The organism is Chloroflexota bacterium, assembly GCA_020161265.1.
GTDB lineage: Bacteria > Chloroflexota > Chloroflexia > Chloroflexales > Herpetosiphonaceae > Herpetosiphon.
On record JAIUOC010000003.1, the window covers coordinates 531,964 to 556,784 of the forward strand.

Here is a 24,821-nt window from a genome sequence, read left to right on the forward strand (position 1 = left end):
CGGGTTCTTTGTATTTGGAGTATTTAATGCTGAATCCAGCTCAATTTCAAGTGTTGACCTTTGATTGTTATGGCACATTGATCGATTGGGAAACTGGTTTGTGGACGGCACTTGAGCCAATTTTTGCTCGCTACAACATCAACATCGAGCAAGAAGCGGCTTTGCAATTGTATGGCGAGCTAGAAAGTGCGCTCGAAGCAGGCCCATATTTGGCCTATAAAACCGTGGTGGCAACGGTGCTGGGGCAACTTGGTCAGCGTTTGGGTTTCACGCCAACCGCCGAAGAAGCTAGCGAATTTGGCTTATCGGTCAAGCAATGGCCAGCGTTTGCCGATTCGCCAGCAGCCTTGCAACGTTTGCAGCAACGCTATAAATTGGCGATTATTTCGAATGTTGATGATGATTTGTTTGCGGCTTCGGAGCAACGCTTGGGCCTCAAATTCGATTGGATTATTACGGCGCAACAGGTGCAATCGTACAAGCCATCGTTGAATAATTTTCAGCGAGCTTTTGAACGTTTAGCCTTGCCGCAAAGCGCAATTTTGCATGTGGCCCAAAGTCTGTTTCACGATATTGTGCCCGCTAACCAGCTTGGCTTGAACACAGTTTGGGTCAATCGCCGCCATGCCAACCCAGGCTTTGGGGCAACGCCTGCCGCCGAAGCTCAGCCCGATTTGGTTGTGCCAAGTTTGGCTGCTTTGGCCGATGCCTTGGGTTGCTAGATCTGCTGCCAGCACTATTGTTGCCGATAGTGCTGGCGTTTTGATTAAGTTTGATTTGGCGTGGTAAATAGTGCTATTTGGGCAGTTAAATCTTCGCTGATATAGGCATTAATGCGTGGATAGGGAAATTTTTCTGATTCGTTAATATGAATTGAGCGAAAGCCGAAAAATTGACTGGTAAAATAGGTTAACGAAGTATCATATTCTTTATATAAATTAGCCTCAACTTGCTTCCAGATCAGATTGAAATCAGCAAATTGGCTTAAATAGTTAATTTTTGCACGATACCATGTTTCAAGTTCAAAACCTTTGGTTGCTTGGCGAAAATTATAAATATAACTACGAGCCATTAATTCCCACTGAACAATATCGACACTGAATAAACGTTTGAAGCCGTAACGTGGATCAAACATTAAATTGAGAATATTGCGATCATCCACAGGAATGTTGGCGAACCCACTCATATAGTGTTCAAATAAACGATTCATGAGCGAATTGACTTCCAAAATATCCCATACATGATTCAGAATAAAGCCTGGAATAGTGAGATTATGCACGATGCTACGGTAGCGTTCGAGATGCTGTTCTAAAGCAGTTCCACTAAGAATCTCTGGATCAGGTTTGTAGCCCGCAGCACTTAGCAAAATATTACGTTCACTAATATTACATTCCAACAAGGTTGCCACACCGCGCACAATCACTTCAGGTACAGTAATTTTGGCGCGTTTCTCCAACAAACGCTTATAGGTCGGAAACTCTAGCCAAATCGCTTGTTGGGAAAATGGCGAAGCACTTAATTTAGGCCGTTTGCGATCACGAATGGCATCTTCTAAATCGCGTTTATGCAAAATCCGAATTCGCTCAGCCGCCTCGATAAAAGCATCGTTGGCATTAAGTTGGGGTGCTTGCTCGGTCATAGTTTTCCTTTTTCAAGGACGCTTACCCTTAGATTCATGCGGTAGCAGCCTGAAATTAACGCTGCTATTATAGCAAATTTACGCTAGTTAAATGTTGTTGGATATATCATTTCAGCAAAAAAATAATTCGTTAATTGAGATTCTGCAACTAGCGATTGATCGGTTGGTCGTGATTCTTTGCGAGGTGCAAGTGTGGCTGATGTTATCAATGTATTGTGGGGAGTAATAGTTGATTGAGGTAGGATGAGCAAGCTCTATCATGCTTGACGGAGCTTGCAATGACAGATCGAGGATTTTGGCGTTTAATCGTAAAAGGCTGGGGCTTGTTTGAGCGTTTGCCATTGCTCATTGTCGTGACCAAAAATCACCAGTTTAATCTGCTCCTTCTCGACCAGATCAAGCAATTTAATTGTGCTGGCATGGGTCGCCTCAGCATCGGGGTTGTTATCAGCGGCTGGCTGCTCACGAGTAAAGCCAGTTGCGAAAGGTACTGCATCAATTGGCAACAAAACCGTTCCGGTTTTGGGTAGCCGCACCAGCACTGATTGATGGCCTGGCACATGCCCGCTCGTTTCAATCAGTTCCAACCCAGGTAGCAGTTGGCTATCCCCATCGACGAGCTGAATCCGCTCGTTTGGTTGATCCCATTGTGGACGGTTGGCGGCAAACCGTGGGTTGCTCGCCGCATCCAAATGATGGACGCGCTGCACAATGTAGGTTGCTTTGGTGAATAATCCATGTCGGCCTGCGTGATCAAAATCATAATGGGTTGAAATGATCGTATCAATATCGTCTGGAGTTAAACCAAGTTTGGCCAACTGCACAACCACATCTTGCCCATTTTCAAAATCTGCGCCTTCTGCTGGAATCACCTCGGGTAGCCCAGTATCGATCAGAATATTCTTGCCATCACCAGTTTGTACCAGATAGCAGACAATCGGAATTTGATACTCTGGCATCGTGCCAACCTGCATCAAGTATAAACGCTGGGGCATTTGTTGGCTCATCATCGTTTCCTTCGCAAACATAGGTCAATCGTAATTCTATTCAAATTAGACCAAATGTTCTATTGTTTGTCAATCCCAAAGCGTGGTCTTGAGCAAGCGAATTGGTTGAATTGACGAATTTGGCGCAAACTCGGTATAGTAAAGTAAGCGCTGTGGTGTTTACAGCGCTTGCTGAAGCTTAGCGTTTGCCGCTGAGGGTCATAATCGTGCCTTGGGCAACTGCAACCAAGGCTTCATTTTGCTCGTCTTGGCAATAAACCAAACATTGGCAAACTGCCTGCCGACTGCCGCTGCTCAAAACGCTGGCACGCGCAATCAGTTCTTGGCCTTGAGCTGGTTTGACATAATTGATTTTGTATTCAGCAGTGACGACTTCCAAGCCCAAAACCGAGCCGCCAGCAAAGGTAATGGCGTTATCGGCGGCATAGCTGAGCACGCCACCATGGACAAAGCCAAATTGTTGGGTTAGCTCAGGGTTAATTTTCAAACGTAACTCGGCGTAGCCTTGGCGAAATTCGCTAATTTGGGCTTTGAGCAACTGGCTGAAAGGCTGGCTAGCTAAAATCTGCTGACCGATAGAGGTTAGATCATCACTCATTTGAACCTCACACAGAATAAGGATTTGGCGATGGCTGAGCATGTGCCGACAATTTTGGTGGTTGAAGATGCTGTCGATTTGGCCGAAGTGCTGGTGCGCGAACTAAGCAACTTGGGTTACCAAGTCTGGCATGCTGCCGATGGCCGAACAGCTCTAAGTTTACACCAGCAACATCAACCAGATTTAGTGATTTTAGATTGGATGTTGCCGCAACTTGATGGTTTAGAGGTATTGCGCACAATTCGCCAAACTAAATCGACTCCGGTGTTGATGTTGACAGCGCGGAGCGAAGAAACCGATTTGGTGGTGGGCTTGGAATTGGGTGCTGATGATTATTTGACCAAACCATTTGGCATGCGCGAACTGATTGCTAGAGTGCGAGCTTTGTTGCGCCGTGATCAGCGGATTCAGCAGTTGTTGCAGGCCGATGCCCAACCAGCGACCGAGGTGTTGCGCTATGGCGATTTGGTGCTTGACCCGCATTTGCACATTGTTGCCTTGCGCCAGCAGGAGCTTGATTTAACCCCAACTGAGTTTGCGATTCTCGATTTGTTGTTGCGCAATCCAGGCCGAGCTTTTAGCCGCAATTACTTGCTCGATACAATTTGGGGCCAAAGTTATGTTGGCGGCGATCGCTCGGTCGATAATGCCATGCTACGTTTACGCAAAAAATTGGCCGATTTTGGCGATGCAATCGAGACGGTTTGGGGCTTGGGCTATCGTTTGCAAGCGGAAGCACCACGATGCTGAAGTTTTGGTTGCGTTGGTATGGGCAGGCGGAGCTTTGGCAAGCATTTGCTCTAATGCTGCTGTTCGATGGCTTGTGTTTGGCAATCCTGCTCGCAATTATTTACCTCTTGCCAGTTGAAGTTTTTGTGTTGATGACTGGTGGCTTCTTTGTTTTAGGCGTTGGCACGGTGATTTTTGGTTTGAGTTTGGTGTTGTCTGAGGGTGGTTTTTGGCGGCAACTGCTACTTGATCTTGGGGCATTTGGGTTGGCGATGCTTTGCCTGGTGGGTCTGGGCGGCCTGATTTCGTGGCATGAACTTTCACGGATTATGAGTCCTTGGAATGATGGTGATTTTGCTCAGTCGTTCCCTGATATGCTGATTTTCTTTGCATTGCATGGCATCACATTTTTGGGCACACGCTTTTTGATGCGCGTTTGGCGTTGGTGGAATCGCTTGCGCAAACGCTCATTGCTTTGGACATTAACTCACGATCAATTGACGATTGTGTTTGTGTTGATGCTGATTTTTGGCATGGGCATGGCGCTGCTTTCGATCCAGTTGCGCAGCGAAGAATTAAGCCAATCGAATGATGCTGTGGTGTTTTTGATTGAACATGTGGTGCAATATTCGTTGCTCGGCTCAATTTATGGCGTGCTCATGGTGATTGGCTTATTTGTGTTTTTGCCAGTGGCCATGCTGCTTTCATACATGTTGGTGCGGCGCATTATGCAGCGCATCGCAGCCCTTGCTAACGCTACCACGGCCTTGCGGGAAGGCGATTATAGCTCGCGAATTGTAGTTAATGGTACTGATGAGATCGCTCAACTCCAAGCCAATTTCAATGCGATGGCTGAGCAATTGGCAACTACCGTCAATGCCCTGAAAACCGAGCGCGATCGGGTGGCGGCATTGCTTGATGATCGGCGCGCCTTAGTTGCCAGCGTTTCGCATGAATTACGCACGCCGGTTGCCACCCTGCGCGGCTACCTAGAATCGAGCTTGCAAACCGAACAAGCCTTAACTCCCCAAGTTCAGCGTGATTTATTGGTGATGGAGCGCGAAACCCTGCGTTTGCAACAACTAATCGAAGATCTCTTTTTGCTTTCGGCGAGTGAGGTTGGTCGTTTGACCCTCAAGCTTGAAGCGCATCCAGTGGCACCCTTGATCAACCGGATTGTGCAAACGGTGCAGCCCTTGGCTTGGCGACAATCGCGGGTTGAAGTGCTGGCCGATTGTGCTGCTGAGCTTGATCAAGCCCTGATTGATCCCCAACGTTTTGAGCAGATTTTGCGTAACTTGCTGCATAATGCCTTGCGCTACACTCCACCTGGTGGTTTGGTGGTGGTGCAAGCGCTTAATCAGGCCAACTCGATTCATATTTATGTTCGTGATACTGGCAGCGGCATCGACCCCACCGAACTTAGCGCAATTTGGCAGCGTTTTTATCGTGCCAACAATCGCGCCAACGAACAATATCAAGGTGCAGGCTTAGGCTTGGCGTTGGTCAAAGAACTCACTGAATCGATGGCTGGTTCGGTAGCAGTTGAAAGCCAGCTTGGCGTTGGCACCAGCTTTTGTATTTGTTTCCCCAAAGCCGCAACTTCGGCAATTCAGCAATAGTCTGCGACAATTTTGCGACAACTTCGTGATACTGCGGTAACACTTGCCGCCTATGCTAAAGCCCATCACAAGGAGGCTTTATGCAACGTTTATCGATTGCCACAATCAGCATCGCCAGCCGTCGTGCCATGCTGCATAGCTTAATCAATCCAAACCCTGCTTATGAATTAATTGCTGATATTACCCACGCTGAGGCGCTGCAATTGCTGCCCAATCTTCAGCCAGATATTGTGGTGCTTGATGCCGCGATGTTGAATATTAATCCCTTGGTTGCTCTCAAAAGCTTGGTCCAATGGCCAAATCATCCGGCAATCATTGTTTTGACCAGCGGTGTTGGCAATGAACAACGGCTTTGGCACGATTTGGGGGCGCAGGCGATTGCGCGGCTCGAACAGCCCGAAACGATTGAGCAAGCCTTAGCTCAAATCGTCCGCCAAGCGCAACTTCAAGCTGCCTAAAAACGAGGGGTTAGGGGTTTAGCAAAGAATGCGAGGGGCCGAAACCACGAAGGACGCGAAGCTCGCGAAGGGTGAGGGGTCAGGATTTGGGGGCTAGGGGTCAGATTTGAATTACCTAGCCCCTGAATCCTAGCCCCTGAATCCTAAATCCTCTCTGTTAAAAACCGATCCCCAGCCCCCAACAACCGATCCCTAAATCCTATGTTCTTTGCTCTATGTTCTAAATAAAGGAATTTTACATGCTTGCGACACATTCAAATACTGCGCTAGTCGCCCTGATGCGCGATGTTGTGCATACGGTGCAACTTGGCACAACCACCTTGACGATTCTGAATGGCATTTCGTTGGAAATTGCCCGTGGCTCGTGGGTGGCTTTGACCGGCCCATCCGGCTCAGGCAAATCGACCTTGCTAGGGATTTTGGCAGGCCTGGATACACCGAGCAAAGGCCATGTACGCTTGAACGATGTTGATATTACCAACATGGGCGAGCCGCAATTGGCCCGTTTGCGCAACCAAACAATTGGGGTGGTTTTTCAATCGTTCAATTTGATTCCAACCATGACCGCCCAAGAAAATGTTGAAGCACCTTTATTTGTGCATCGCAATCGCAGCGATATTAGCCAACGTGCCAAGGCCATGCTGGAATTGGTTGGCCTCGGCGATCGACGCGATCATCGGCCAGCCCAACTTTCGGGCGGCCAGCAACAGCGGGTGGCGATTGCCCGCGCCTTGGTGACAACGCCGCAATTGCTGATTGCCGATGAGCCAACTGGCAACCTTGATAGCACCACCAGCCAGCAAATTCTTGAATTATTTGCCGATTTACGCCGCCAACTCAATATCACGATTGTGATGGTGACCCATGATCCTGATGTGGCCGCGCGGGCTGATCGCCAATTGTATCTCGTTGATGGTCAGATTCGCCACGATAGCGCGAGGGTTTAATCATGGGTTTGGGCTTTACCTTTAATTATGCTTGGCGCTCGTTACGCTTGGGTGGTCAGCGCACGCTGTTGGCGATTATCTGTATTGCCTTTGGCGTGATGTCGCTTGGCTCGATGCAAAGTTTATCGACGGCGATCAATCAAATTTTTATTGAAAATCGGGTTAGTGTTGGCGGCGATGCCATGCTCGATTGGCCCAATGGCCCGATTGGCCCCGAACAACAAGCCCAACTTGAGCAATGGAAACAAACGGGCGTGATTGGCGGCTATGTGGTCTATTCGGCAATTCCGCCTGGGTTGCTCAAGCCTGTTGGCGGCGATCATGTGATTTTTGGCGATATTGGCTATGGGATTGATCCGCAAAGTTACCCGTTGTTGGGCGAATTGCATGTGAGCCAACCAGCCAATGCCAGCATGAGCGAGTTGCTGAACCAGCCCGATACCTTGGTGGCTACTGAGCTTTTGGCAATTCAGCATGATCTGAAACTTGGGCAAGAACTGGTGATTTTGGTCGATCAAGGGGCAACGCCCAAACGCCTGAAATTGGTCGGTTTGGTGGATCAAGTGCCGAACAAGAGCGCTGGCAGCTTATTTTTTAGCCTGGCGACGGCCCACGAAATTTACCCTGAAGCCAATTTGAATTCAGTGCGGGTGGTTTGGGGCCAGCAAGGTGCTCAAGTAGGCATGCTAGAGCAAGCTGGTTGGTCGGTTGCCACCGTCAGTAGCGAGCCATCGGATACCGCTGGTTTATTCAACATGACCTTGCGCGGCGCTGGAGTGCTGGGCCTGATCGTCAGCGGAATTGGCGTGGCCAATACCATGCAAGTTGTGCTTGCACGTCGCCGCAACGAAATTGCCATTCTCAAAACCTTGGGCTATCGTGGCCCACAATTGTTGTTGCTGTTTGGCTTTGAAACGGCGTTGCTTGGGCTGATTGGCAGTATCTTGGGTGCGGTGGCCGCCGTATTAATCGGCGATCAACTCACCGATTTGTTTGCACGTAGCAGCGCCTACATCCTACCAACCGTCGTCGATTGGCAAATTTTGGCTGGAGCAATTGGCTTGGGCATCGCCACAACCTTGATCTTTGGCATGGTGGCGATTGTAAAAGCCAATGCGGTACGACCTGGCTCGTTGCTGCGTTCTGGTCCAATCGAAGTTAACCCGACGACCCGCCGCGCCATGGTTGGGTTGTATGCAGCTTTGGGAGCAATGTTTGCCTTGGTTGCTAGCATTAGCATGGGTTCGTTTGTTGCAGGCATGCTTTTGTTCGCAGGAGCAGTATTTGGCTTGGCGTTGCTCAATTGGCTGTTTCAAGCGATTTTGTGGTTGGTTGCCAAAACGCCGTTGCCTGGCTATTGGCTGCGTTTGGCCAGCCGCAATATGCAACGCAATGGTCAGCGGGCCGCCTTTGCAATTATCGCCTTGGCTATCGGGGTGTTTACGATTGGCTTTTCGGCAGCAGCGTTGTTGACGGTCCAAAAAGAGCTTGATGCCCGCGCCGATCCAAATACCAACCTCAATCGGGCGATGTGGGTGATTACTGCTCCCAGCGAGTCTACCAAGGTTGCCCAAATTGTCGAGCAATTGCAGCAACCAGCGCTTGAGCCAATTCAATTGCTGAAATTACAAACTTCATTGCCCGAGCTTGAAGGCGTGAAATTTGAAACCTCGGCTCGCTCAGCCACGCAAATCGGCGATATTCAACTGACCGAAGGCCAATGGCAGGCTGCGGCTGATCAAGTGATGTTTTCAACATGGTTTTTCAGCGAAATTCCGCTTGGCACTGAGCTAGAATTGATTGGATCGAACGGTCGATTAAACGTTCGCTTGGTTGGTCGCTACGAAAATCAGCGCAGCCAAGCATCGAGCGCCATTGTGATTAGCCCTGACGCTGTGTCGCAATTGGTTGCACAACCTGTTACGCTGATTTATGCGCTTAATCTGCCGATTAACCAATTGAGCACTGCGACCAACACGTTTAATCAGGCGATACCCCAAGCCTTTGTCTATAACGAAGTCGAAATGTACAACACTACTCAAATGATCTATCGCTCGTTGGGCTTGTTTGTGGTGGCTGTGGCTGGCTTGGCGTTCGTGGCAGGCATGGTGCTGATCGCCAATGCGGTTGGTTTGGCATTGTTTGAACGTCGCCGCGAGATGGGCATTTTCAAGGCGGTTGGCTATAGCACTGCCCACTTGTTGCGCAGCATCAGCATGGAATATAGCTTAGTCGGCTTGATTGCTGGTAGCGCTGGTATGCTCGCAGTTTGGCTTGCGATCACAGTGATTAATACGCTTGAACCCAAGGCTGGGCTTGGGCTAGATGCCTTGCCAGGTTTGCTGATTTTCGCTTTTGCAATTGGCCTAGCGCTGTTGACGGCATTGGGTGTTGCCTGGCGACCAGCCCATCTGCGCCCGCTGCATGTGCTGCGCGACGAATAAGTTTTATGCTAAACTTATCGTTGTGCAATATGCAATTGATTACCCCCAACTGAATGATGATTTGATTCAACGCCCACGCCTTCAAGCTCAATTGGAGGCGTGTTGGACATGTCGTTTGACGATGGTCGTGGCGGCGGCTGGCTATGGCAAAACCACCGCGCTAGCCCAGTGGATGCAGCAAACGCTTGGCGGCGATTGGCTGTGGTATGGCCTGCATAGCCCAACCGAGGCTGATCAGCTTCAGCGTTTGTTGAGCAGCCTAACCAAAGCTCGCTTCCCTCAAATCAATCCGATCAATAGTTTGGCTGATTTGTTTGATTGCTGGGCAACCTTGGCTCCGCGCCGAATTGCCTTGGTGCTTGATGATTGTCAACATTTGCAGGCGAGTGCTTGGCGTTTGTTGAATGAATTGGCTCGTTTTGCGCCGACCAACCTGCATCTTGTTTTGAGCAGCCGCCAATTGCCACAGCTTGATTGGGCTGGTTTAGCGGCGCGGGGGCAATATCGCCAATTAACTGCCGCTGAATTGCGATTTAGCCAAGCTGAATTGCAGGAGCTATTGCCTACTCAAAGCCCGATCCAACGCCAAGCTGCTTGGCAAGCAACCAACGGCTGGCCTGCTGGTTTGCGCTTGTGGCGGGCCTTGCCCTCAGGTTATCAAGGCACAATCAGCGATTTTCTCGCCCAAGATGTGTTGGGGCAATTGCCTGAGGCGGTGCGGCGTACTGCCCAATTTGCCGCGCTCTTGCCCTTTTTTAATCAAGCAGTACTGACGGCGATGGCCGCGCCTGACCCAGCTAGTTTATGGCATTACAACCTGTTTGTACTACCTGATCACGCCGAATGGTGGCGCTTTGAGCCATTTTGGTTGGAAGTGCTGCGCCAACAACCGTTGGCTGAAACTACTCAATTGTTGGCCCAAGCGGCCACATGGTTCGAGCAGCAGGGGCATCTGGCGGCAGCCTTGGATGTCTGGTGTCGTTTAGGGCAGTGGCCGCAGGTGGCCGAGCAGCTTAAGCACCATGGTTTGCAATTGTTGGCTCAACATCAGCCAGTGTTGCAATGGCTCCAACAACTGCCGCTGGCCGAGCGCCAAATTGCCGAATTGCTGCATCTGTATGGGCTGGCTTTGCGCGAACACGACCCTGTGCTTGCGGCCCAAACCTTGGCTCAAGCAGCCCAACGCTATCGGGCTGAGCAACGTTATGCCGAGGCTTTTCAGGTGGTTGGCGAACAATGTTTGATCTATTTTTGGCAGGGCGATGAGCAAGCCTTAATTGGGGTGGCGCGTGAAAGTTTTAGCCTCAAAAGTTTTGTTTGGTATCGTCAACGCCGCGATTTGTTGAAATTTCCCTTGTTATTGTTTCAAATCAAGCGTGGTCGCTATCTCAAGGCCTTGGCGACGGCCCAAAGTTTAGCCCAAAGCGAATTACCCTTCTTTTGGCGTTGGGTGGCAGCCTGCGTTGTTGGTGGCTTATACACGATTTTGACCTTGCCGAACGAGGGCATTCAATGGCTCGAAGTTTGGTTGCAACACCCCCAAGTTCAAGCCGAACCAGCCATGCGCATGAGTTTGCTCGATTTGTTGGCAACCTGCTTGATGAGCCGCGCCGCGCCCGACGATCGGATTGCTGCCCAAGATTTAGCTGATCAAGCCAGCCGTTTGAGCGAACGCTATGGCGTGCGTTTGACTCGTTTGCAAACGCGCGGGACGAAACTCGGTTTGGCCTTGTTGGAAGCTGATCGACCAACGACTGAGCGTTTGATTCAGCAATTGCTTTTGCCGAGCGATGAGCCATTGCCCTCGATTATGCGCAATCGCTTGCTTGCACTACGCGCCTTTGCTTGGGCTAGTTTGGGCGAAATTAAGCTGGCGCAGCATGATGCAACGCTCAGCGAACGCGGCTTGATTCGCGATGATGCGCTGTATGGAGCTGATCCACGCATGTGGTTGATGTTGGCGCAAGCCTGGTTTTGCTGTGGCGAATATCAACGGGCCTTGGCGGCTTTGGAGCGTGCCAAACCGCTGCTCGAGGCCGCTCAATCGCCGATTTTACGCTTGCGAGCAGGCTTGGTGCAGCTGGCTAGTCGTTGGCAACTTCAGCCTAGCCCGCAGTTAATTGCCGAAGCGACCACGATTTGGCGCGATTACTTATCCGATGGCGACCGCCATATGAACGCAACGCCGCTGCGTTTAACCACGTTGTTGGTGGAATTGGGCTTGCGCACGGGGATTGCGCCACAGCGAATCGCCCAATTTTTAGCTGAGCGTGATCGGGCGGCTTTAGAAGAAATTTGCTGGAAACTGTATGCCGAGCAGCCGCAACAGCAAACCGCGCTCTTGCAACTTTTGGGCTTATATGGCTCGGCAGCCAGCCTTGAGCGGTTGCAAGAAGTGATTAAACAAGCCTCGACCCAGCAGCGCAAAATTGCCCAGCACAGTTTAACCAGCATTCGCCAGCGCCCAGCCTATGCACTGAAAATTCAACTTTTTGGTAGTTTGCAACTTTGGCGTGGCGCAGAATTGGTCGATCCCAACGAGTGGTCGCGTGAGAAGGCGCGGCAATTATTGGCCTTATTGGTGCTGCAACGCCCAAGAATTATCAGCCGTGAAGCCTTGATCGAGCACTTTTGGCCTGATCTTACGCCGCAAGCCGCCGATGGAGCATTGCGAGTTACTTTAAATGCCCTGTTGCATGTGCTAGAGCCAGAACGCAGCGGCGGCGCTAATTCGGCCTTTGTGTTGAGTGAAGCAGCTGGCTTGCGTTTAAATCCACAAGCGCAGATCGCTACCGATTATGCTGAATTTCAAACCTTGCTACAAACTGCCGCCAAACAACGCCAGCAGGGAGCCATGCCTGCCGCTTTACAAGCCTATCAAGCAGCCTTGGCCTTGTATCAGGACGATTTATTAAGCGATATTGCTTACGCCGAATGGGTGCTGGATTGGCGTGAGCAAGCTTTGATCCAATTTGTGGCTGCAACCAGCGATTATTTGGAATTATTGTTGGCTTATGGCCCGACTGCTGAGGCCATTCCCTATGCTGAGCGTTTGTTGAGCTATGACCCCTATCACGAACCAACCTATCTGCGCCTAATCGACATCTACCACATGTTGGGCAATGCTAGTGCTGCTGAGCGCATTCGAAAACGCCTCGAACGTATTTCCTTATAACACTTCACTTTTTTACACATTTAATTAATGTATTTTAACTAAGAGCGATAGCTGATATATCGCTCTTATATCGGTTTAACTATCGTTGGCCCAATAGTTTACGCCATGGCGATATGGTGTAATAGCCCTGTCAACAACGAGGTGCGCACCCACAGCTGACACACTCACAATTGCTTAGTCTAACAGGAGTACCACCCCATGGCAGATGTAAAGAATTTGATCGATGCTGAAGTGACCGCCGCCGAAACCGAATTGTTCGCTGATGAATTGGAAGAGCATGTAACCAATGCCGCCGCTGCCTGTGTTTCATCGTTAGGTTCACTCAGCACCTCAGGCACGATTTGTACCGTCAGCACCTTCTGCACCGCCGCCATCGAAGCCCAATAAATTGAATTGTCTTCTTAGTTAGCGAGGATTTTACTTATGTCAGATGTAAAAAACTTGATCGACGCTGAAGTGACCGCCGCTGAAACCGAATTGTTCGCTGATGAATTGGAAGAGCACGTAAGCAACGCCGCTGCCGCCTGTGTTTCATCGTTAGGTTCACTCAGCACCTCAGGCACGATTTGTACCGTCAGCACCTTCTGTACCGCTGGTGTCGCTGAAAAATAACCTGGCTCTCTCTTAGCTACTTTGTGAGGAATGCATTAATGACAGACGTAAAGAACTTGTTGGCTGCTGAAGTGACCGCTGATGATGCTGATTTATTTGCCGATGAACTAGAAGAGCACATTAGCAACGCTGCCGCCAGCTGTTTATCATCGTTGGGTTCATTGAGTACTTCAGGTTCAATTTGTACCGTTAGCTGTTTCTGCACGGCTGAGGCTGAAATTCAGTAGTGTGGTGTAAGGGAGCCAGGCAGCAGGAAACTGCTTCTGCTGCTTGCACCTTCCCCCAGCACTACGCCTACATGGTGGAAGTATGACTACACAGCACAGGCTCCGGCTACCGCAAGGGTCTGGAGCCTTGACTGATTAAATGGAGTATGACGATGGATGGATTTTTGCTCGCGAATGCTTCAACCTCAAACGCCGCACTCTTCGAACAACTAGCCGATTTGGGTGTATCCCTTCAGCACAAAGCCACCGCGCAACGCCCCGCCAGCTGGTTATGGATTTGCACCAACCAGGTTGAGGAAACCGATCGCTTAATCTCGTTCGTCACGTCCACTCCATTGCCGGTGGTAGTGCTTCAGCCATTGGTGCATACGCTACGGCTTGGGCCATTGTTTGGCGCTGATGATTATTGCTGTGTTGATTGTTTTCAACGGTATAACGCTCTTTTTCCCACTCCCGCAACCAGCGATTATCTGATGGCGCTGCCAGCTTGGCAAACTGCTGCCCGTTGGCTCACCAATCAATTGCCACAGCTCGCCGCCCGCATCCTGGTGATTCGGGCTGATGGAACCAGTCAATTAGGTCGTTTGCCGCGTGACCCATTATGTTTGCGCTGCTCGTCCTTCCGCAACTACCCAATCGATTCCCTACAGCAACTTCATCAACCATCGGATAACGGAGTGTAATCATGTCAAAGACGTTTTTATCAATTGATGACATTTTGACGCGGGTTGCGCCGTTGGTGAATCCGCGAACCGGAATCTTGGGCACTGCAACCGAACTACCACGCACGCCTGGTAATCCTGCAATTCCAGTCTATAGCACCAACATTCATTGTGCCGAGCTAGCTATGACCGAGGCTCCAGCGGGCACGGGTGTATTTTTGGAACGGGAATGGGCTAAGGCGAAATCTTATTGTGAAGCCCTCGAACGTTATTGCAATGTCAAGCATGCGCATCAAAACTTTATTGTGGCGACCCGTCAAGAGTTGGGTATCGAAGCAGTTGATATGGAGTTATTTCCCCGCTGCTCCGATGCTGAATATCGCAACCCTGCTAACCCAACCACCCCGCCGAGCAACCGCCAACCCATGCGCTGGGTCGAAGGCTATTCGCTAATTTCAGGCCAGCCGATGTATGTTCCAGCGATTGGAGTCTATGTTGGGATGCAGCCTGAATATGCTGGCGAAACCTTTACTACCTCGATTTCAACTGGCACGGCGCTGGCAGCCAGCTACGAACAAGCAATTGTAACTGGCATTGGCGAGGCGATCGAACGCGATGCCTTGAGTATTGCCTGGTGGCAAAAATTGGCCTTGCCCCAAGTTGATTTGCGCGAATTTCCTGACCCAGCCTTCCAAGAACGCTTGAGTCGGGTCGAAGCGGCTCAAATTCAGAGCTATTTTTTTGATGCAACCACTGATTTAGGCGTTGCGACGATCTATGCAGTCCAAGTTGCGCCCCATGGTCGGTTGCGCACAATGGTAATGTCGGCCACGCGTACCAATCCATTGGCCTTGCCCAGCAAAGTGCTCGACGAATCGGCGGCCTCGCGGATTGGTATCGAGCATTCGTTGAGCCAACCGTTGCCCTTTGATCCTGCCGATTATCGCACCTTTATGCGCTTGAGTGATGGCGCTGCCTACTATGCCGATGCGGCCACCGCTCCAGCCTTTGATTTCTTGTTTGAGCAAACTCGCTGGCGCACGCTCGACCAACTGCCACGGCTCGATCATCCTGATCCAGCGGTCGAAGCCCAGCGCTTGATCGATATTTTTCGGCGGGCTGGGCTGGAACTGATTGTGGTCGATTTGACCTTGCCAGCCTTGCGCGAAGTTGGTTTGTATACGATCAAAGTGGTTGCGCCACAATTGATGCCCTTCAGTTGTAACTATAATGCTCGCTTTTTGGCTACGCCGCGCTTGTATAGCGTGCCGGAGCGCATGGGCTACCCCGTTTTGGCCGAAGCTGAATTAAACCATTGGCCTCAGCCATTTGCCTAGTTTGAAAGGATTGCCCGATGGATCAACTTTATTCAACTCTTGTGGCAACCCATCAGCAATGGCTGTTTGCCCAAGGTTTACACGAAAATCGTTCAGCTCGTTTGCTCTTGGTGACCGACGCAGTGATGGCGCAGGCACTCTTGGCTCGCTTGGGGCAACTACCCTTAGCCCAGGTGACCGTCGCCGCCTTATCCAGCGCCGATCATGGCCCAATTTCACAACAGATTCGCGAATTGACCAGTACGTTTCCAATTCAGTTGCTAGCGCGACCTTTCGCTGCTGGTGGCTTGGGCTTGCTGCTCAGTCGCTATCACGCCGCAGCATTAATCACTCAGCGGCCTTATCCGGCGGTGGCCGAAGCCTTGAATCAAGCCAGTTTACGGGCTGCCACGCCATGGACTGCGCTCAGTCTGTGGGGCGCACAAATTACCCTAGGGCCGACGATTTTGCCCAATCACACCGCCTGTTATGCCTGTTATCAAGCGCGATTACGCTCGTGCGAAACCCGCAACGATGTCTGGCAGGCGCGGGATGGCTTTTTGCGGCGGCAACAACAAGCCTTGTTTCAGCCCTCGCTGGCGGCGCTCAATCAATTGGCTGCTAGCTATGGCTTGGCCGAAATCGAGCGCTTATTGCTTGGTCAACAACCACCGTTGGCGCTAGGCCGCGAAGTTCAATGGGATACATTCAATCTTGGCGTGAGCCGCAATCATGTTGAGCCATTTGAAAACTGTTCAGCCTGTGGTGGCCAGCAAAATACTACTTGGATTGGCCATGATCAATTAGCTCAGGTGGTGTCCAAATTAAGCTTGCAAGCCCGCGAGGTGGCACTATGACCCAGGCAATTGATTTACACAGCCAACTCCAGAGCGATCCGCAGGTGCAAATTCCAACCCGCCCACGGATCTCCGATGAAATTGCCCGAGTTTGGCATAACGAACAGCTGTTGTTATTGCTGGGCGGGCCGCAAGATGTGGTGTTGCGTGGCAAAGCGGTGCGCAATCTGCTGCCGCAACTCTTGCCTTTGTTGAATGGTCTCAACACCCGCGAAACGATTGGCGAACGCTTGGCGCAATTCAAGCCCACAACGATTGACGATACCTTGCAGTTGTTGTATGTGCAGGGGGTGCTTGAAGAAGGCCCATTGCCGAGCAATACGCTTGATCCCCAAGTTGCCCGCGCATTCAGTCAACAACTAGCTTTTTACAGCCGCTTTGTTGACCAAACGCGGGTCTGTCGCAATCGCTATGAAGTGCTGCAACGCTTGCAAGCGACGCCTTTGTTGTTGATTGGTGGCGAGCGTTTGGTTGCTCCATTGCTGCATCAATTGGCGCAAGCTGGCTTAGGCCGCGCCACTTGGCTGGCCAATGCAGATCCAACCACAACCTATGCCCTGCCACATTTGGCGCTTGATCTTCAAGTTCCGCAGGCTGATCAATTACTTGCAGCAGTTGATCATTGGTTAGATGAGCATCACGAGGGCTTGATCTGTTTGCTGACTAGCACGGCGCAGGCTGAATTAACCCAGGCACTCAATCAACGGGCGATTCAAGCGCAAACTCGCTTTACCCGACTTTGGCTGCACCCACAGCATATTGAGCTTGGCCCGACTACCTTTGTTGGTGAAGCTGGCTGTTATGCCTGTGCCGAGCAAGTTGATAGCCATGAACCACAATTAAGCGAGCCAACCGCGCCGCTGAGCCTCAACGAGCAGTTAGCCTTGAGCCAAGCAAGTTTGGTGGTTGGCAACCTGATTTCGGGCTTGAGTCCAGTGATTACGGGCGGCGTGCGTTATCTGCTTGATCCAACGACGCTCGAATTTGTGGCTCAATCAGTGCATCGTTTGGTGTTGTGCCCAGTTTGTGGCCAGCCCAACCTCGATGCGCCCCGCGATCTGTTGGTAGGCGCGGGCCATTTCGAGAATTTGCCGCTGTGGTATCACGCCAACACCGATGAACGTAGTTACGCGATTTTCCCCAAGGCCCATCAACAGCATTATGCGCCAAAAAATGCGATTGCAATCGTCAGCGGGGCTAAGGGTTATACCAATAGCCAACGTCATGCGCTGAGCGAATTGCAAGGCCAATGGCAGCCTGATTCAACTGTTGATCTCAGCATTCAATTACCAGTTCAAACCACGATTGCGCCCTTAGCTTGGCTGTTTGAGCAAGCATTTGTGCGCAAACCAGCCACCCAGGCGATCGCCGCTGGCCAACGTTTTGTGCCTTCGGGCGGCAATCTAGCCTCGCAAACCGTCTATTTGCTCAACCACAAGCTGAGCAATTTGGCGACTGGCATCTATCACTTGAACCAACATGACGCTTCGTTGGAAGCAATTCGCCCCCAATTTAGCTGGGATGACGTCTCCAAAGCCTTCCCCAGCGATCCGCTGAATCAACAAACCTTGGGTTTGATTGTGCTGACGGCGGCGATTGGGCGAGTTGAAGGCAAATACGGTGCAAAATCGTATCGCATCGCGCTCTACGATTGTGGCGTTGCTGCGCAGGCAATTGAATTTTTGGCAGCTGCTGCAGGCTGGCAAATCGAGCAAATCAGCGCCTTCTACGATCAAGAACTGCGCGATCTGCTCCATGTCTATAGCCCAAGCGAAACCCCGTTGCTGGTGCTGCGGCTGGTTGCGCCCAATCCTGAGGTGCTGCAATGAGCGAACATTTCTTCGGTGCTGGTGTGAGTGCCAGTTCCTATATTCACGAATGGACCAGCCTACAACGGGGCAACGCGCTGCCTGAGCTGGATCAGCTTGCTAACTCATGGTGGTCAAGTTTGTTTGAAGCCAAGGCCAAAATCGCTTTGCCAGCGGCCTATCCAACCCATTTGAACTATCAACAACTGATTAATCAACGTCAAAGTTTGCGCGAATACGCTGATCGTCCAGTGAATTTGGCTGATTTGGCGACTTTTTTGGAGCATGCCAGCCGCCCGCTCAACCCAGTAAGCAAGCCCTTGAGCCTGCTTGCGTCGTTGGTGTTGAAATCCGACGATTTGGCCTTGGGTGGCTATGTTTATAACCCCGCTGCCCATCAATTGGCCGTGTTACGCACTGCCGATCCGCTAGAGCCATTGCAACGCTATTGCTTTCAACGTGAATTTTTACAAGCACCATTGATTGTATTAGTGCTGACTTCGCTGCCCAGCGCGATCAACCAAGCTGGTGATCGTGGCTATCGTCAGGCCTTGCTTGATGCTGGCGCACATTTGCAGCGTTTATATGTTGCAGCCCAGCGTGTCGGCATGATCGGTTGTGCTACTGGCAGCGTGATTCAAGGTCAATTAGCCCGTTGGCTCGGCTTTGATGATTATCAAACCCAGGTCTTAATCGGTTTTGCTGCTGGCTATCCTCACAAGGAGCAAACTCATGACTAACCCCGCTTTAACGCTGAATGATTTTGCTGCGCTTGAGGCCAGCACCGACTATCGCCCGCAAGTTGTTGATGATGTGCAAGTTTCGCCATTTAGCCAACAGCAAACCAACCAATATGTGGTTGGCCGCCCAGCTTCGCCGTCGTTTATGCGCACCAATGTGGTTGGCGTGCGCATTTTGGAATTGCTGAATGGCCAGCGCTCAATCGAGCAGCTACAAACCGAAATGCAACAACGCTATGGCATTGAGGTCAGCATTGAAAAGATTCGCCATTTTTGCGATTTATGTGCTCGTCACCGTTTATTAGTCCATGAAACCTGGGCCAACACAACCCCTGATTCAGAAGATGCCCCACGTTTGGGCCGTCGCAGTGGTTTCTATTGGACGCTGATTCGCGGCGATAGTTTTATTGAACGGATTGTGGCTTGGCAGCGCTGGTGGTGGAATCCAGTTACTTGGCTGTTGATGCTTGGTTTGTTGGGTGTGGGCTTGGCCTACATTGTGACCAAAGGCGTGATGTTGGTTTCGCCCTTGATGTTAGCCCACCCCGATGCCAGCAAGCACCTGATTTTCTGGCTCTTTGGGCTATTTATGGTTGAGATTGCGACTCACGAATTGGCCCACGCTGTGGCTTGTCGTATGGCCGGAGCCAAACCAGCGGGCTTTGGGATGGGCTTGCTCTGGTGGTTTATTCCGATTTTCTTCACCGATACCAGCGATATTTACCGCGTGCCGAGCAAATATCGGCGAGCTTCGGTGGCGGCGGCTGGCCCCTTGGTTGATGCGCTGTGGTTTGGGGTTGTTGCTAGTTTGCTCTGGCTTTTGCCACGCGATAGTTTGGCCTATGAAATTGCCTTTGCCTATAGCGGCATTCCAGCTTTGCTCTGTTTGATCAACCTCAATCCATTTGTTTCGCGGATGGATGGCTATTGGATTATTACCAATTTACTGGAGCAGCCCAATTTGCGCCGCCGCACCGTGCGCAACATCGTCAACAACATACGCGGTTGGTTTGGCGCTGCGCCAATTATCGACCCGCTGAGTGAGCAACAATCAGGGCGTTGGCAATGGGCCTATAACATGTATGCCTTAGTTTCATTGCTCTGGACGGTTTTCTTTATGTTCAACATCGGCTTTCATTTTGCCAGCTATGGCTTCACGATTCTGCGAATGTACGCCGCAGCGCTATAAGGAGCATGGCCATGACTGATTTATATCAATCAAGCATTGTGATCGCCACTGATCAAACTGCCCAACCAACTTGGCAACCCGCTTCGCCCGTCTTGGTACGCTTGGCTGGAACAAGCTACAACCATTTACATAACCTAAAGTTTGAGCGCACGATTGGCCTGTTTCAAGTGATTTTGCGCCAACAACGCTGGCTCGATAACCATACCCAGGCAATTGTTGATGTGCTCTACACATTAATTGGCACAACCCAAGGTTCGCTCAAAAGCAGCTTAGTGGCTCTGAAACGCGATATTTTCAATCGCCGTTTGCCCTTGCGCAGCGATGTTGCCAGCTTGCGCAATCTGGATCATCCAACCTTGCGCGGGCAGGTGCTGCGTTTTCGCCGTACCTTGCAGCAATTGCAACGGGCTTGGCGCGAGGCTCGGTTGGTGTTTGAACAAGAATTACAAGCCAAACGACGGTTGTTGCAACAAAGCTATGCCCAGCCAGCCTTCCAAAAGGCGGTGCAAGTGGCTAGCTCAACCTTGGCTAGCAGCTTGCCGCGCTATATCAACGCCGATCCCAGCCAGTTGCGCAGCCGCGAACGCAAAACCGAAGTTGGAGCCTACCAATATCTGATGCGCATGGCCGGCAAAACCAGTCCATTTAGCCATTTTGGACCCTTGGTGCTCGGCTCGGCTGACCCAACATTGGCTCAACCGGTTGCGATTGAAGGCCAAATGCCCCAAGCGCGGGCGGTCAGCCAATTGCGGCGCTCGGTGGTTGGCGCAATTCGTAATGCCTTGGTGCGCGTGTCGGCAATCAACGCTTATTTGCCCTTGCGCTTGAATCCGAGCAGCTTTGTTGATGGCGAGAGTTTGGTTTTTTCGCGCTTGCGCCAACAGCTTGATGACCCCAACCAATATTTTGCTTCATGGCAACGCCGTGGTAAACGTTCGCCCTTGCTCGATAGTGTGTTGGCAGTCTTTACTGACCACCAGCAATTGAGCTACGCCGAATTGTTGGAGCTTTTGCAAACCCAACATCCTGAGCTAAGCTCCGCCAAACTTGCCCAGACGATCAATCAATTGCTCGCTAGCGGCTTGCTCTTTTACAATTTGGATTTGCCCTCAGATTATCGTGACCCAGTGCTGGCATTAATTGAGCAATTGGCCGATGTTCCCTCGGCTGAGGCTGGGCAAATTCGTGAATTATTACAACTTTTGGCTGAATCGGCTCAAAACTATGCCCAGGCAACGGTTGCTCAACGTTGGCAGTTTGAACAACATATGCGCCAAATCGTCGATCAGATCTTGGCTTTTGCGCCCGAATTGAAGCAAACCAGCAGCCAACTTGGCCAGCTGATTGTTGAAGATGTAGTTTGGGATGACGTAGCGGTGCATTTGGGTCAGCCATTATTGGCAAGCTTAGCCAGCGATTTGGCTCCAGTTTTGGAGTGTGGTTTTCAGCGCGACGGGCGTGGCCCAGCCCAAAGTTGGCTGCTCGATATTTTCACCCATGCCTTTGGCGAAGGCGGCCAAACCGACACCATTCTAGGCTTTGCGCCTGAATATAATCGGCTCTCGGCCAATTCTAGCGAGCTGCCAATGCCACGGATTAACGCTATTCAGCAACGCCAACGCCGTTATGGCCAGTTTTTGCACCAAGCGCTTGATGCTGAGCGCGAAGCCCGTGAATGTGTGCTTGATCCCCAGGTATTTTGGCAGCTTGCCGCCGATTTTGGTCAACATAATCACTATGGCTCAACGAGTATTCAATTTCAGGTGGCCGCCAGTAGCCAAACAGCGCTTAAGCAAGGCGATTATTTGGTGGTGTTGAATTACACCTTGCCGGGCTTTGGGCGCTTCTTGACGCGCTATTTGAGCTTATTGCCTGAGCCAAGCTGGCAAACCTATGTGCAATCGGCATGGCAGCCATTGCATAGCGATGCTCAGGCCCAGCCAGCCGAAATCGTTTCGGTGCTCGAACATAATGCCCAAGTGCATGTGCCATTTACGGCAAATGTGATTGTGCCACCCGACGAACCAAGCTATCGTTCGCAAGCGATTCAGCATGGCGTTGGCGATTTGCGCCTTGCCCACGATCCGGTTGCTGATCAATTACGAGTTTATCGCCGCCACACTGATGGTAGCCAACAAGAGCTTTTGCCCTTGTATATGGGCTTTTTGCATATGGTTTCGCTGCCAATTTTGCAACGAGTGCTGGCCCAACTCAGCCCAAGCAGCTATCACATGGAGCAATTGCGACCGCGTGAGCAAACCTTGGTTTCGCGCAAGCAACCAACTAATACCATTAGCCATACGCCGCGCTTGCGGATTGGCCGTTTGGTGTTGCAACGCGAAAGCTGGAATGTGCCAACCACCGCAATTCCGAGCAGCGTCGCCAACGACGAATTTATGAGCTTTTTCAATTGGTATAGCTGGGCGGAACAAGCAGGCCTGCCGAGTGAAGTGTTTGTCCGCATCCAACGGCCACTCAGCAGCAAACATCTCAATATGTGGACCAACCACAAACCGTTGGCGCTTGATTTCGAAAATTATTTCAGCATTCAGATGTTGCGCCATGTGATTGCTGATGATCAGGTTAGCTTGACCCTCGAAGAAATGCTGCCCAGCCCGCAGCAGCAGTGGTTTGATCTTGATCAAGAACCCTATGTGATTGAATTTCAGGTTGAGTTTAATCGGGGAGGCAGCGTATGAGTTTGGCAGTGCTGAATGGCAAAATCTACTATAGCCCGCAGAATATCAGCGAGCCATACGATCCGAGAGCTGATCGATTGATTGCTGAAGCATGGACTCCGCTGTTCGATCGATTGCACGAACAGATTGAGTTGATTACCTGGTTGCGCTTTGCTGAAGGCGGCTACCAGCTGCGCATCGCCTGTTTTGCTGAGGAGCACGTTTTGCGCGAGTTTGCGATTCCGTTGATTCGTGAGCGCTTTACGGCCTATTTTGCCCAAAATCCTGATTTGTGTGGCGATGCGCAGCCACTTTCGGCGCAGGCCGCGATTCTCAATCGCAAATTGGGGCTGGATACCGATGTTCAAGCCTTGGCGCAGCCTGGCACAATTCAGCTTGAAATCAGCCATGATCTCGCGATTGGGCGGGATCACGATTCGCTGGAAGATTTGCAGCACTACTATGCACTGCAAACCGTGATTGCTCGGGCGACGCTCGATGTAATTCCGCATACAACAGATTTGGTGTCTCGCAAAATCTTCATTCGGATCTTTTTGGATGAACTGTTGCACGCTGGATTTTTGCAAAGCTACGAAATTAGCCAACTGCTTGAGCGCTTGCGCCAAACGTGGGTTGATTATTTTGAATTTCCAGTTGAGTTTATTCTGCAATCGGATGCGTTGGTGTCCCAATCGCTCGAACGCCATTGGCGGTTTCATCAACAGCCTTTGGCCCAACGTCTAAGTTTATTGCCCGAAGCGTTACATGAAGTGGTGCAGAATGGGTTGGCGGGTTTACAACGCTATGCTGGGCCAGTGATCAAGCGCAATCAACAACAAGAATTGGCTCGTTCGAGCTACGCTGCACTTTCATCGCTGTTTCATCTGACCCATAACCGCCTGAGCGTGAGCATCGCCGAGGAAGCGCATTTGTGTAGTTTGTTGCTCTCGTTGGAACGCCAGCGCCAACAACAACCTGATCAAACGCTGCAACAACTGCTGGTGAACCAATATTAAGCTGAAATTTGCGCTGGAAAGGGGAATCTAATGCCGAATCCAAGCCAATGGCACTATCGCCAAGTATTTCTACAACCACCGAATACGCCGACCCCAACCAAGCCTGATCTGCGCCAGGTCTGCGATCGAATGCTGCTCGATTGGGAAAAAACCTTTGGTGAGCACGGCAGCTTGCAGCCACATATCGATCGCTGGTTTTTTATTCGCTACGGCGAGGGCGGCTATCATGTGCGGTTGCGCTACCAAAGCCCGCCCGAACAGCGCACAACCACGATTGATCCGTTGCTGGATGCCGAGTTGTTGCGCTTTTTTCAAGAGCATGCGGCGACTGTCGGTTTGGCGCAAACGCCACGGGCAATTGATGAACTGTATGCAGCAGGCTACCTGCGCGATCTGACCTACGAGCCAGAATATGCCAAGTATGCTGGCACGCTGGGCATGGCTTTGGCCGAACAGCATTTTGCCTATTCCAGTGCGATTTGCCTGCGGGTATTGCAGGCCAGTGCAGCTAGTGGCGTGGCTCGCTCGTTTTGGGTGCTTGAATTAGTGCACGATCTGCTGGAGCAATTTAGCCCTGATCCGTATGTCCAAGCCTTGATTGTGCGCAGCTACCTCGATTATTGGATTGCCCAAGTGGTGGGTGATCGGGCAGTCTTTATTCAAGGCTTGGAGCAACATTACGAGCGCCAAGCACCGGTAATTCGCCAGCGTTTGGGCAGCTTGCGCCACAACCAACAGTATCCATTATTTGCTGATTGGCGCGAACATCTGCGCAGCCATTTTGCTGATTTGCAGCTAGCAGAGGCCAAGCAACAACTCCAATCGAGCGTAACAGCGCATTTTCAGCGCTATCAGGCTGAACTGCCAGCCATTTTGGCCGAATATCCACTGACTGGCTTGCTCTTTGTGCCCAATTATCTGCATTTGGTGCAAAATCGCTTGGGCTTGAGCATTATGCAAGAGCTGCAATTGCTGTATATGCTGTATCGTGTGCAAATTGCTGAACTCGATATTGCGCCAACCAGTGTGCCGTTGATTTTGGAGCCACGCTAGAACCTATATCGCTTTTAGTATCGCTTAGCCTCTCGTTTTCCGGG

The 24,821-nt window shown here is 51.0% G+C and carries 22 protein-coding genes; 19 read left to right on the forward strand and 3 right to left on the reverse strand.

What is annotated here, in order from left to right:
• Positions 1-26: 26 nt before the first annotated feature.
• The gene (locus tag LCH85_09635) at positions 27-722 is read left to right on the forward strand and encodes a haloacid dehalogenase type II (protein ID MCA0352246.1); all 696 of its coding nucleotides are present in this window, start codon (positions 27-29) and stop codon (positions 720-722) included.
• A gap of 44 nt (positions 723-766) precedes the next feature.
• On the opposite strand, the gene LCH85_09640 is transcribed toward LCH85_09635, so the two are convergent.
• From LCH85_09640 to LCH85_09650, 3 genes are all read right to left on the reverse strand, one after another.
• Positions 767-1,639 carry a hypothetical protein gene (locus tag LCH85_09640; GenBank protein MCA0352247.1) on the reverse strand — a complete coding sequence of 291 codons (873 nt, stop codon included), beginning with the start codon at positions 1,637-1,639 and terminating at the stop codon, positions 767-769.
• 302 nt (positions 1,640-1,941) lie between these two features.
• On the reverse strand, positions 1,942-2,646 hold the full coding sequence (locus LCH85_09645) for an N-acyl homoserine lactonase family protein (GenBank protein MCA0352248.1): 705 nt from the start codon (positions 2,644-2,646) through the stop codon (positions 1,942-1,944).
• A 178-nt stretch (positions 2,647-2,824) separates the two neighbouring features.
• Positions 2,825-3,244 (reverse strand): PaaI family thioesterase, encoded by a 420-nt coding sequence (locus LCH85_09650; GenBank protein MCA0352249.1) that lies wholly within the window; start codon positions 3,242-3,244, stop codon positions 2,825-2,827.
• A 30-nt stretch (positions 3,245-3,274) separates the two neighbouring features.
• Here LCH85_09650 and LCH85_09655 point away from each other — a divergent pair, with 30 nt between their 5' ends.
• The 18 genes from LCH85_09655 to LCH85_09740 all read left to right on the forward strand — a co-directional run bounded on the left by LCH85_09655 (position 3,275) and on the right by LCH85_09740 (position 24,777).
• Entirely contained in the window at positions 3,275-3,994 is a 720-nt protein-coding gene (locus tag LCH85_09655; protein MCA0352250.1) for a response regulator transcription factor, read from the forward strand.
• A complete protein-coding gene (locus LCH85_09660) occupies positions 3,988-5,595 on the forward strand; it encodes a HAMP domain-containing histidine kinase (protein MCA0352251.1) in 1,608 nt (535 codons plus the stop codon). Before LCH85_09655 ends, LCH85_09660 begins: the two co-directional genes overlap by 7 nt.
• Positions 5,596-5,675: 80 nt before the next feature.
• The gene (locus tag LCH85_09665; GenBank protein MCA0352252.1) at positions 5,676-6,053 is read left to right on the forward strand and encodes a hypothetical protein; all 378 of its coding nucleotides are present in this window, start codon (positions 5,676-5,678) and stop codon (positions 6,051-6,053) included.
• 239 nt (positions 6,054-6,292) lie between these two features.
• Positions 6,293-7,000, forward strand: coding sequence for an ABC transporter ATP-binding protein (locus LCH85_09670; protein ID MCA0352253.1), 708 nt, complete (start codon positions 6,293-6,295; stop codon positions 6,998-7,000).
• A 2-nt stretch (positions 7,001-7,002) separates the two neighbouring features.
• Positions 7,003-9,444, forward strand: coding sequence for an FtsX-like permease family protein (locus LCH85_09675; protein MCA0352254.1), 2,442 nt, complete (start codon positions 7,003-7,005; stop codon positions 9,442-9,444).
• 22 nt (positions 9,445-9,466) lie between these two features.
• Positions 9,467-12,619 carry a hypothetical protein gene (locus tag LCH85_09680; protein ID MCA0352255.1) on the forward strand — a complete coding sequence of 1,051 codons (3,153 nt, stop codon included), beginning with the start codon at positions 9,467-9,469 and terminating at the stop codon, positions 12,617-12,619.
• Between the two features lie 198 nt (positions 12,620-12,817).
• Positions 12,818-13,006, forward strand: coding sequence for a thiocillin family RiPP (locus LCH85_09685; GenBank protein MCA0352256.1), 189 nt, complete (start codon positions 12,818-12,820; stop codon positions 13,004-13,006).
• A 36-nt stretch (positions 13,007-13,042) separates the two neighbouring features.
• Positions 13,043-13,231, forward strand: coding sequence for a thiocillin family RiPP (locus LCH85_09690; GenBank protein MCA0352257.1), 189 nt, complete (start codon positions 13,043-13,045; stop codon positions 13,229-13,231).
• A gap of 38 nt (positions 13,232-13,269) precedes the next feature.
• The gene (locus tag LCH85_09695) at positions 13,270-13,458 is read left to right on the forward strand and encodes a thiocillin family RiPP (GenBank protein MCA0352258.1); all 189 of its coding nucleotides are present in this window, start codon (positions 13,270-13,272) and stop codon (positions 13,456-13,458) included.
• A 152-nt stretch (positions 13,459-13,610) separates the two neighbouring features.
• Entirely contained in the window at positions 13,611-14,141 is a 531-nt protein-coding gene (locus LCH85_09700; GenBank protein ID MCA0352259.1) for a hypothetical protein, read from the forward strand.
• Positions 14,142-14,143: 2 nt separating this feature from the next.
• Positions 14,144-15,457 carry a YcaO-like family protein gene (locus LCH85_09705; protein ID MCA0352260.1) on the forward strand — a complete coding sequence of 438 codons (1,314 nt, stop codon included), beginning with the start codon at positions 14,144-14,146 and terminating at the stop codon, positions 15,455-15,457.
• Between the two features lie 17 nt (positions 15,458-15,474).
• Positions 15,475-16,293, forward strand: a complete 819-nt coding sequence (locus tag LCH85_09710) for a TOMM precursor leader peptide-binding protein (GenBank protein MCA0352261.1) — start codon at positions 15,475-15,477, stop codon at positions 16,291-16,293.
• The gene (locus tag LCH85_09715) at positions 16,290-18,122 is read left to right on the forward strand and encodes a nitroreductase family protein (GenBank protein ID MCA0352262.1); all 1,833 of its coding nucleotides are present in this window, start codon (positions 16,290-16,292) and stop codon (positions 18,120-18,122) included. Before LCH85_09710 ends, LCH85_09715 begins: the two co-directional genes overlap by 4 nt.
• Positions 18,119-18,841: a nitroreductase family protein gene (locus LCH85_09720; protein ID MCA0352263.1), complete on the forward strand. Its 723-nt coding sequence runs from the start codon at positions 18,119-18,121 to the stop codon at positions 18,839-18,841. The genes LCH85_09715 and LCH85_09720 overlap by 4 nt, the downstream gene beginning before the upstream one ends.
• The gene (locus tag LCH85_09725) at positions 18,834-20,030 is read left to right on the forward strand and encodes a hypothetical protein (GenBank protein MCA0352264.1); all 1,197 of its coding nucleotides are present in this window, start codon (positions 18,834-18,836) and stop codon (positions 20,028-20,030) included. The genes LCH85_09720 and LCH85_09725 overlap by 8 nt, the downstream gene beginning before the upstream one ends.
• 11 nt (positions 20,031-20,041) lie before the next feature.
• Positions 20,042-22,729, forward strand: a complete 2,688-nt coding sequence (locus LCH85_09730; protein MCA0352265.1) for a lantibiotic dehydratase family protein — start codon at positions 20,042-20,044, stop codon at positions 22,727-22,729.
• A complete protein-coding gene (locus LCH85_09735; GenBank protein MCA0352266.1) occupies positions 22,726-23,724 on the forward strand; it encodes a hypothetical protein in 999 nt (332 codons plus the stop codon). Before LCH85_09730 ends, LCH85_09735 begins: the two co-directional genes overlap by 4 nt.
• A 30-nt stretch (positions 23,725-23,754) precedes the next feature.
• The gene (locus LCH85_09740) at positions 23,755-24,777 is read left to right on the forward strand and encodes a thiopeptide-type bacteriocin biosynthesis protein (protein MCA0352267.1); all 1,023 of its coding nucleotides are present in this window, start codon (positions 23,755-23,757) and stop codon (positions 24,775-24,777) included.
• The last annotated feature ends 44 nt before the right edge of the window (positions 24,778-24,821 follow it).

Excerpts from the sequence above, each read along its gene's own strand:
- LCH85_09635 (MCA0352246.1), top strand. The coding sequence starts at position 27 with ATGCTGAATCCAGCTCAATTTCAAGTGTTGACCTTTGATTGTTATGGC.
- LCH85_09640 (MCA0352247.1), bottom strand. The coding sequence starts at position 1,639 with ATGACCGAGCAAGCACCCCAACTTAATGCCAACGATGCTTTTATCGAG.
- LCH85_09645 (MCA0352248.1), bottom strand. The coding sequence starts at position 2,646 with ATGAGCCAACAAATGCCCCAGCGTTTATACTTGATGCAGGTTGGCACG.
- LCH85_09650 (MCA0352249.1), bottom strand. The coding sequence starts at position 3,244 with ATGAGTGATGATCTAACCTCTATCGGTCAGCAGATTTTAGCTAGCCAG.
- LCH85_09655 (MCA0352250.1), top strand. The coding sequence starts at position 3,275 with ATGGCTGAGCATGTGCCGACAATTTTGGTGGTTGAAGATGCTGTCGAT.
- LCH85_09660 (MCA0352251.1), top strand. The coding sequence starts at position 3,988 with ATGCTGAAGTTTTGGTTGCGTTGGTATGGGCAGGCGGAGCTTTGGCAA.
- LCH85_09665 (MCA0352252.1), top strand. The coding sequence starts at position 5,676 with ATGCAACGTTTATCGATTGCCACAATCAGCATCGCCAGCCGTCGTGCC.
- LCH85_09670 (MCA0352253.1), top strand. The coding sequence starts at position 6,293 with ATGCTTGCGACACATTCAAATACTGCGCTAGTCGCCCTGATGCGCGAT.
- LCH85_09675 (MCA0352254.1), top strand. The coding sequence starts at position 7,003 with ATGGGTTTGGGCTTTACCTTTAATTATGCTTGGCGCTCGTTACGCTTG.
- LCH85_09685 (MCA0352256.1), top strand. The coding sequence starts at position 12,818 with ATGGCAGATGTAAAGAATTTGATCGATGCTGAAGTGACCGCCGCCGAA.
- LCH85_09690 (MCA0352257.1), top strand. The coding sequence starts at position 13,043 with ATGTCAGATGTAAAAAACTTGATCGACGCTGAAGTGACCGCCGCTGAA.
- LCH85_09695 (MCA0352258.1), top strand. The coding sequence starts at position 13,270 with ATGACAGACGTAAAGAACTTGTTGGCTGCTGAAGTGACCGCTGATGAT.
- LCH85_09700 (MCA0352259.1), top strand. The coding sequence starts at position 13,611 with ATGGATGGATTTTTGCTCGCGAATGCTTCAACCTCAAACGCCGCACTC.
- LCH85_09705 (MCA0352260.1), top strand. The coding sequence starts at position 14,144 with ATGTCAAAGACGTTTTTATCAATTGATGACATTTTGACGCGGGTTGCG.
- LCH85_09710 (MCA0352261.1), top strand. The coding sequence starts at position 15,475 with ATGGATCAACTTTATTCAACTCTTGTGGCAACCCATCAGCAATGGCTG.
- LCH85_09715 (MCA0352262.1), top strand. The coding sequence starts at position 16,290 with ATGACCCAGGCAATTGATTTACACAGCCAACTCCAGAGCGATCCGCAG.
- LCH85_09720 (MCA0352263.1), top strand. The coding sequence starts at position 18,119 with ATGAGCGAACATTTCTTCGGTGCTGGTGTGAGTGCCAGTTCCTATATT.
- LCH85_09725 (MCA0352264.1), top strand. The coding sequence starts at position 18,834 with ATGACTAACCCCGCTTTAACGCTGAATGATTTTGCTGCGCTTGAGGCC.
- LCH85_09730 (MCA0352265.1), top strand. The coding sequence starts at position 20,042 with ATGACTGATTTATATCAATCAAGCATTGTGATCGCCACTGATCAAACT.
- LCH85_09735 (MCA0352266.1), top strand. The coding sequence starts at position 22,726 with ATGAGTTTGGCAGTGCTGAATGGCAAAATCTACTATAGCCCGCAGAAT.
- LCH85_09740 (MCA0352267.1), top strand. The coding sequence starts at position 23,755 with ATGCCGAATCCAAGCCAATGGCACTATCGCCAAGTATTTCTACAACCA.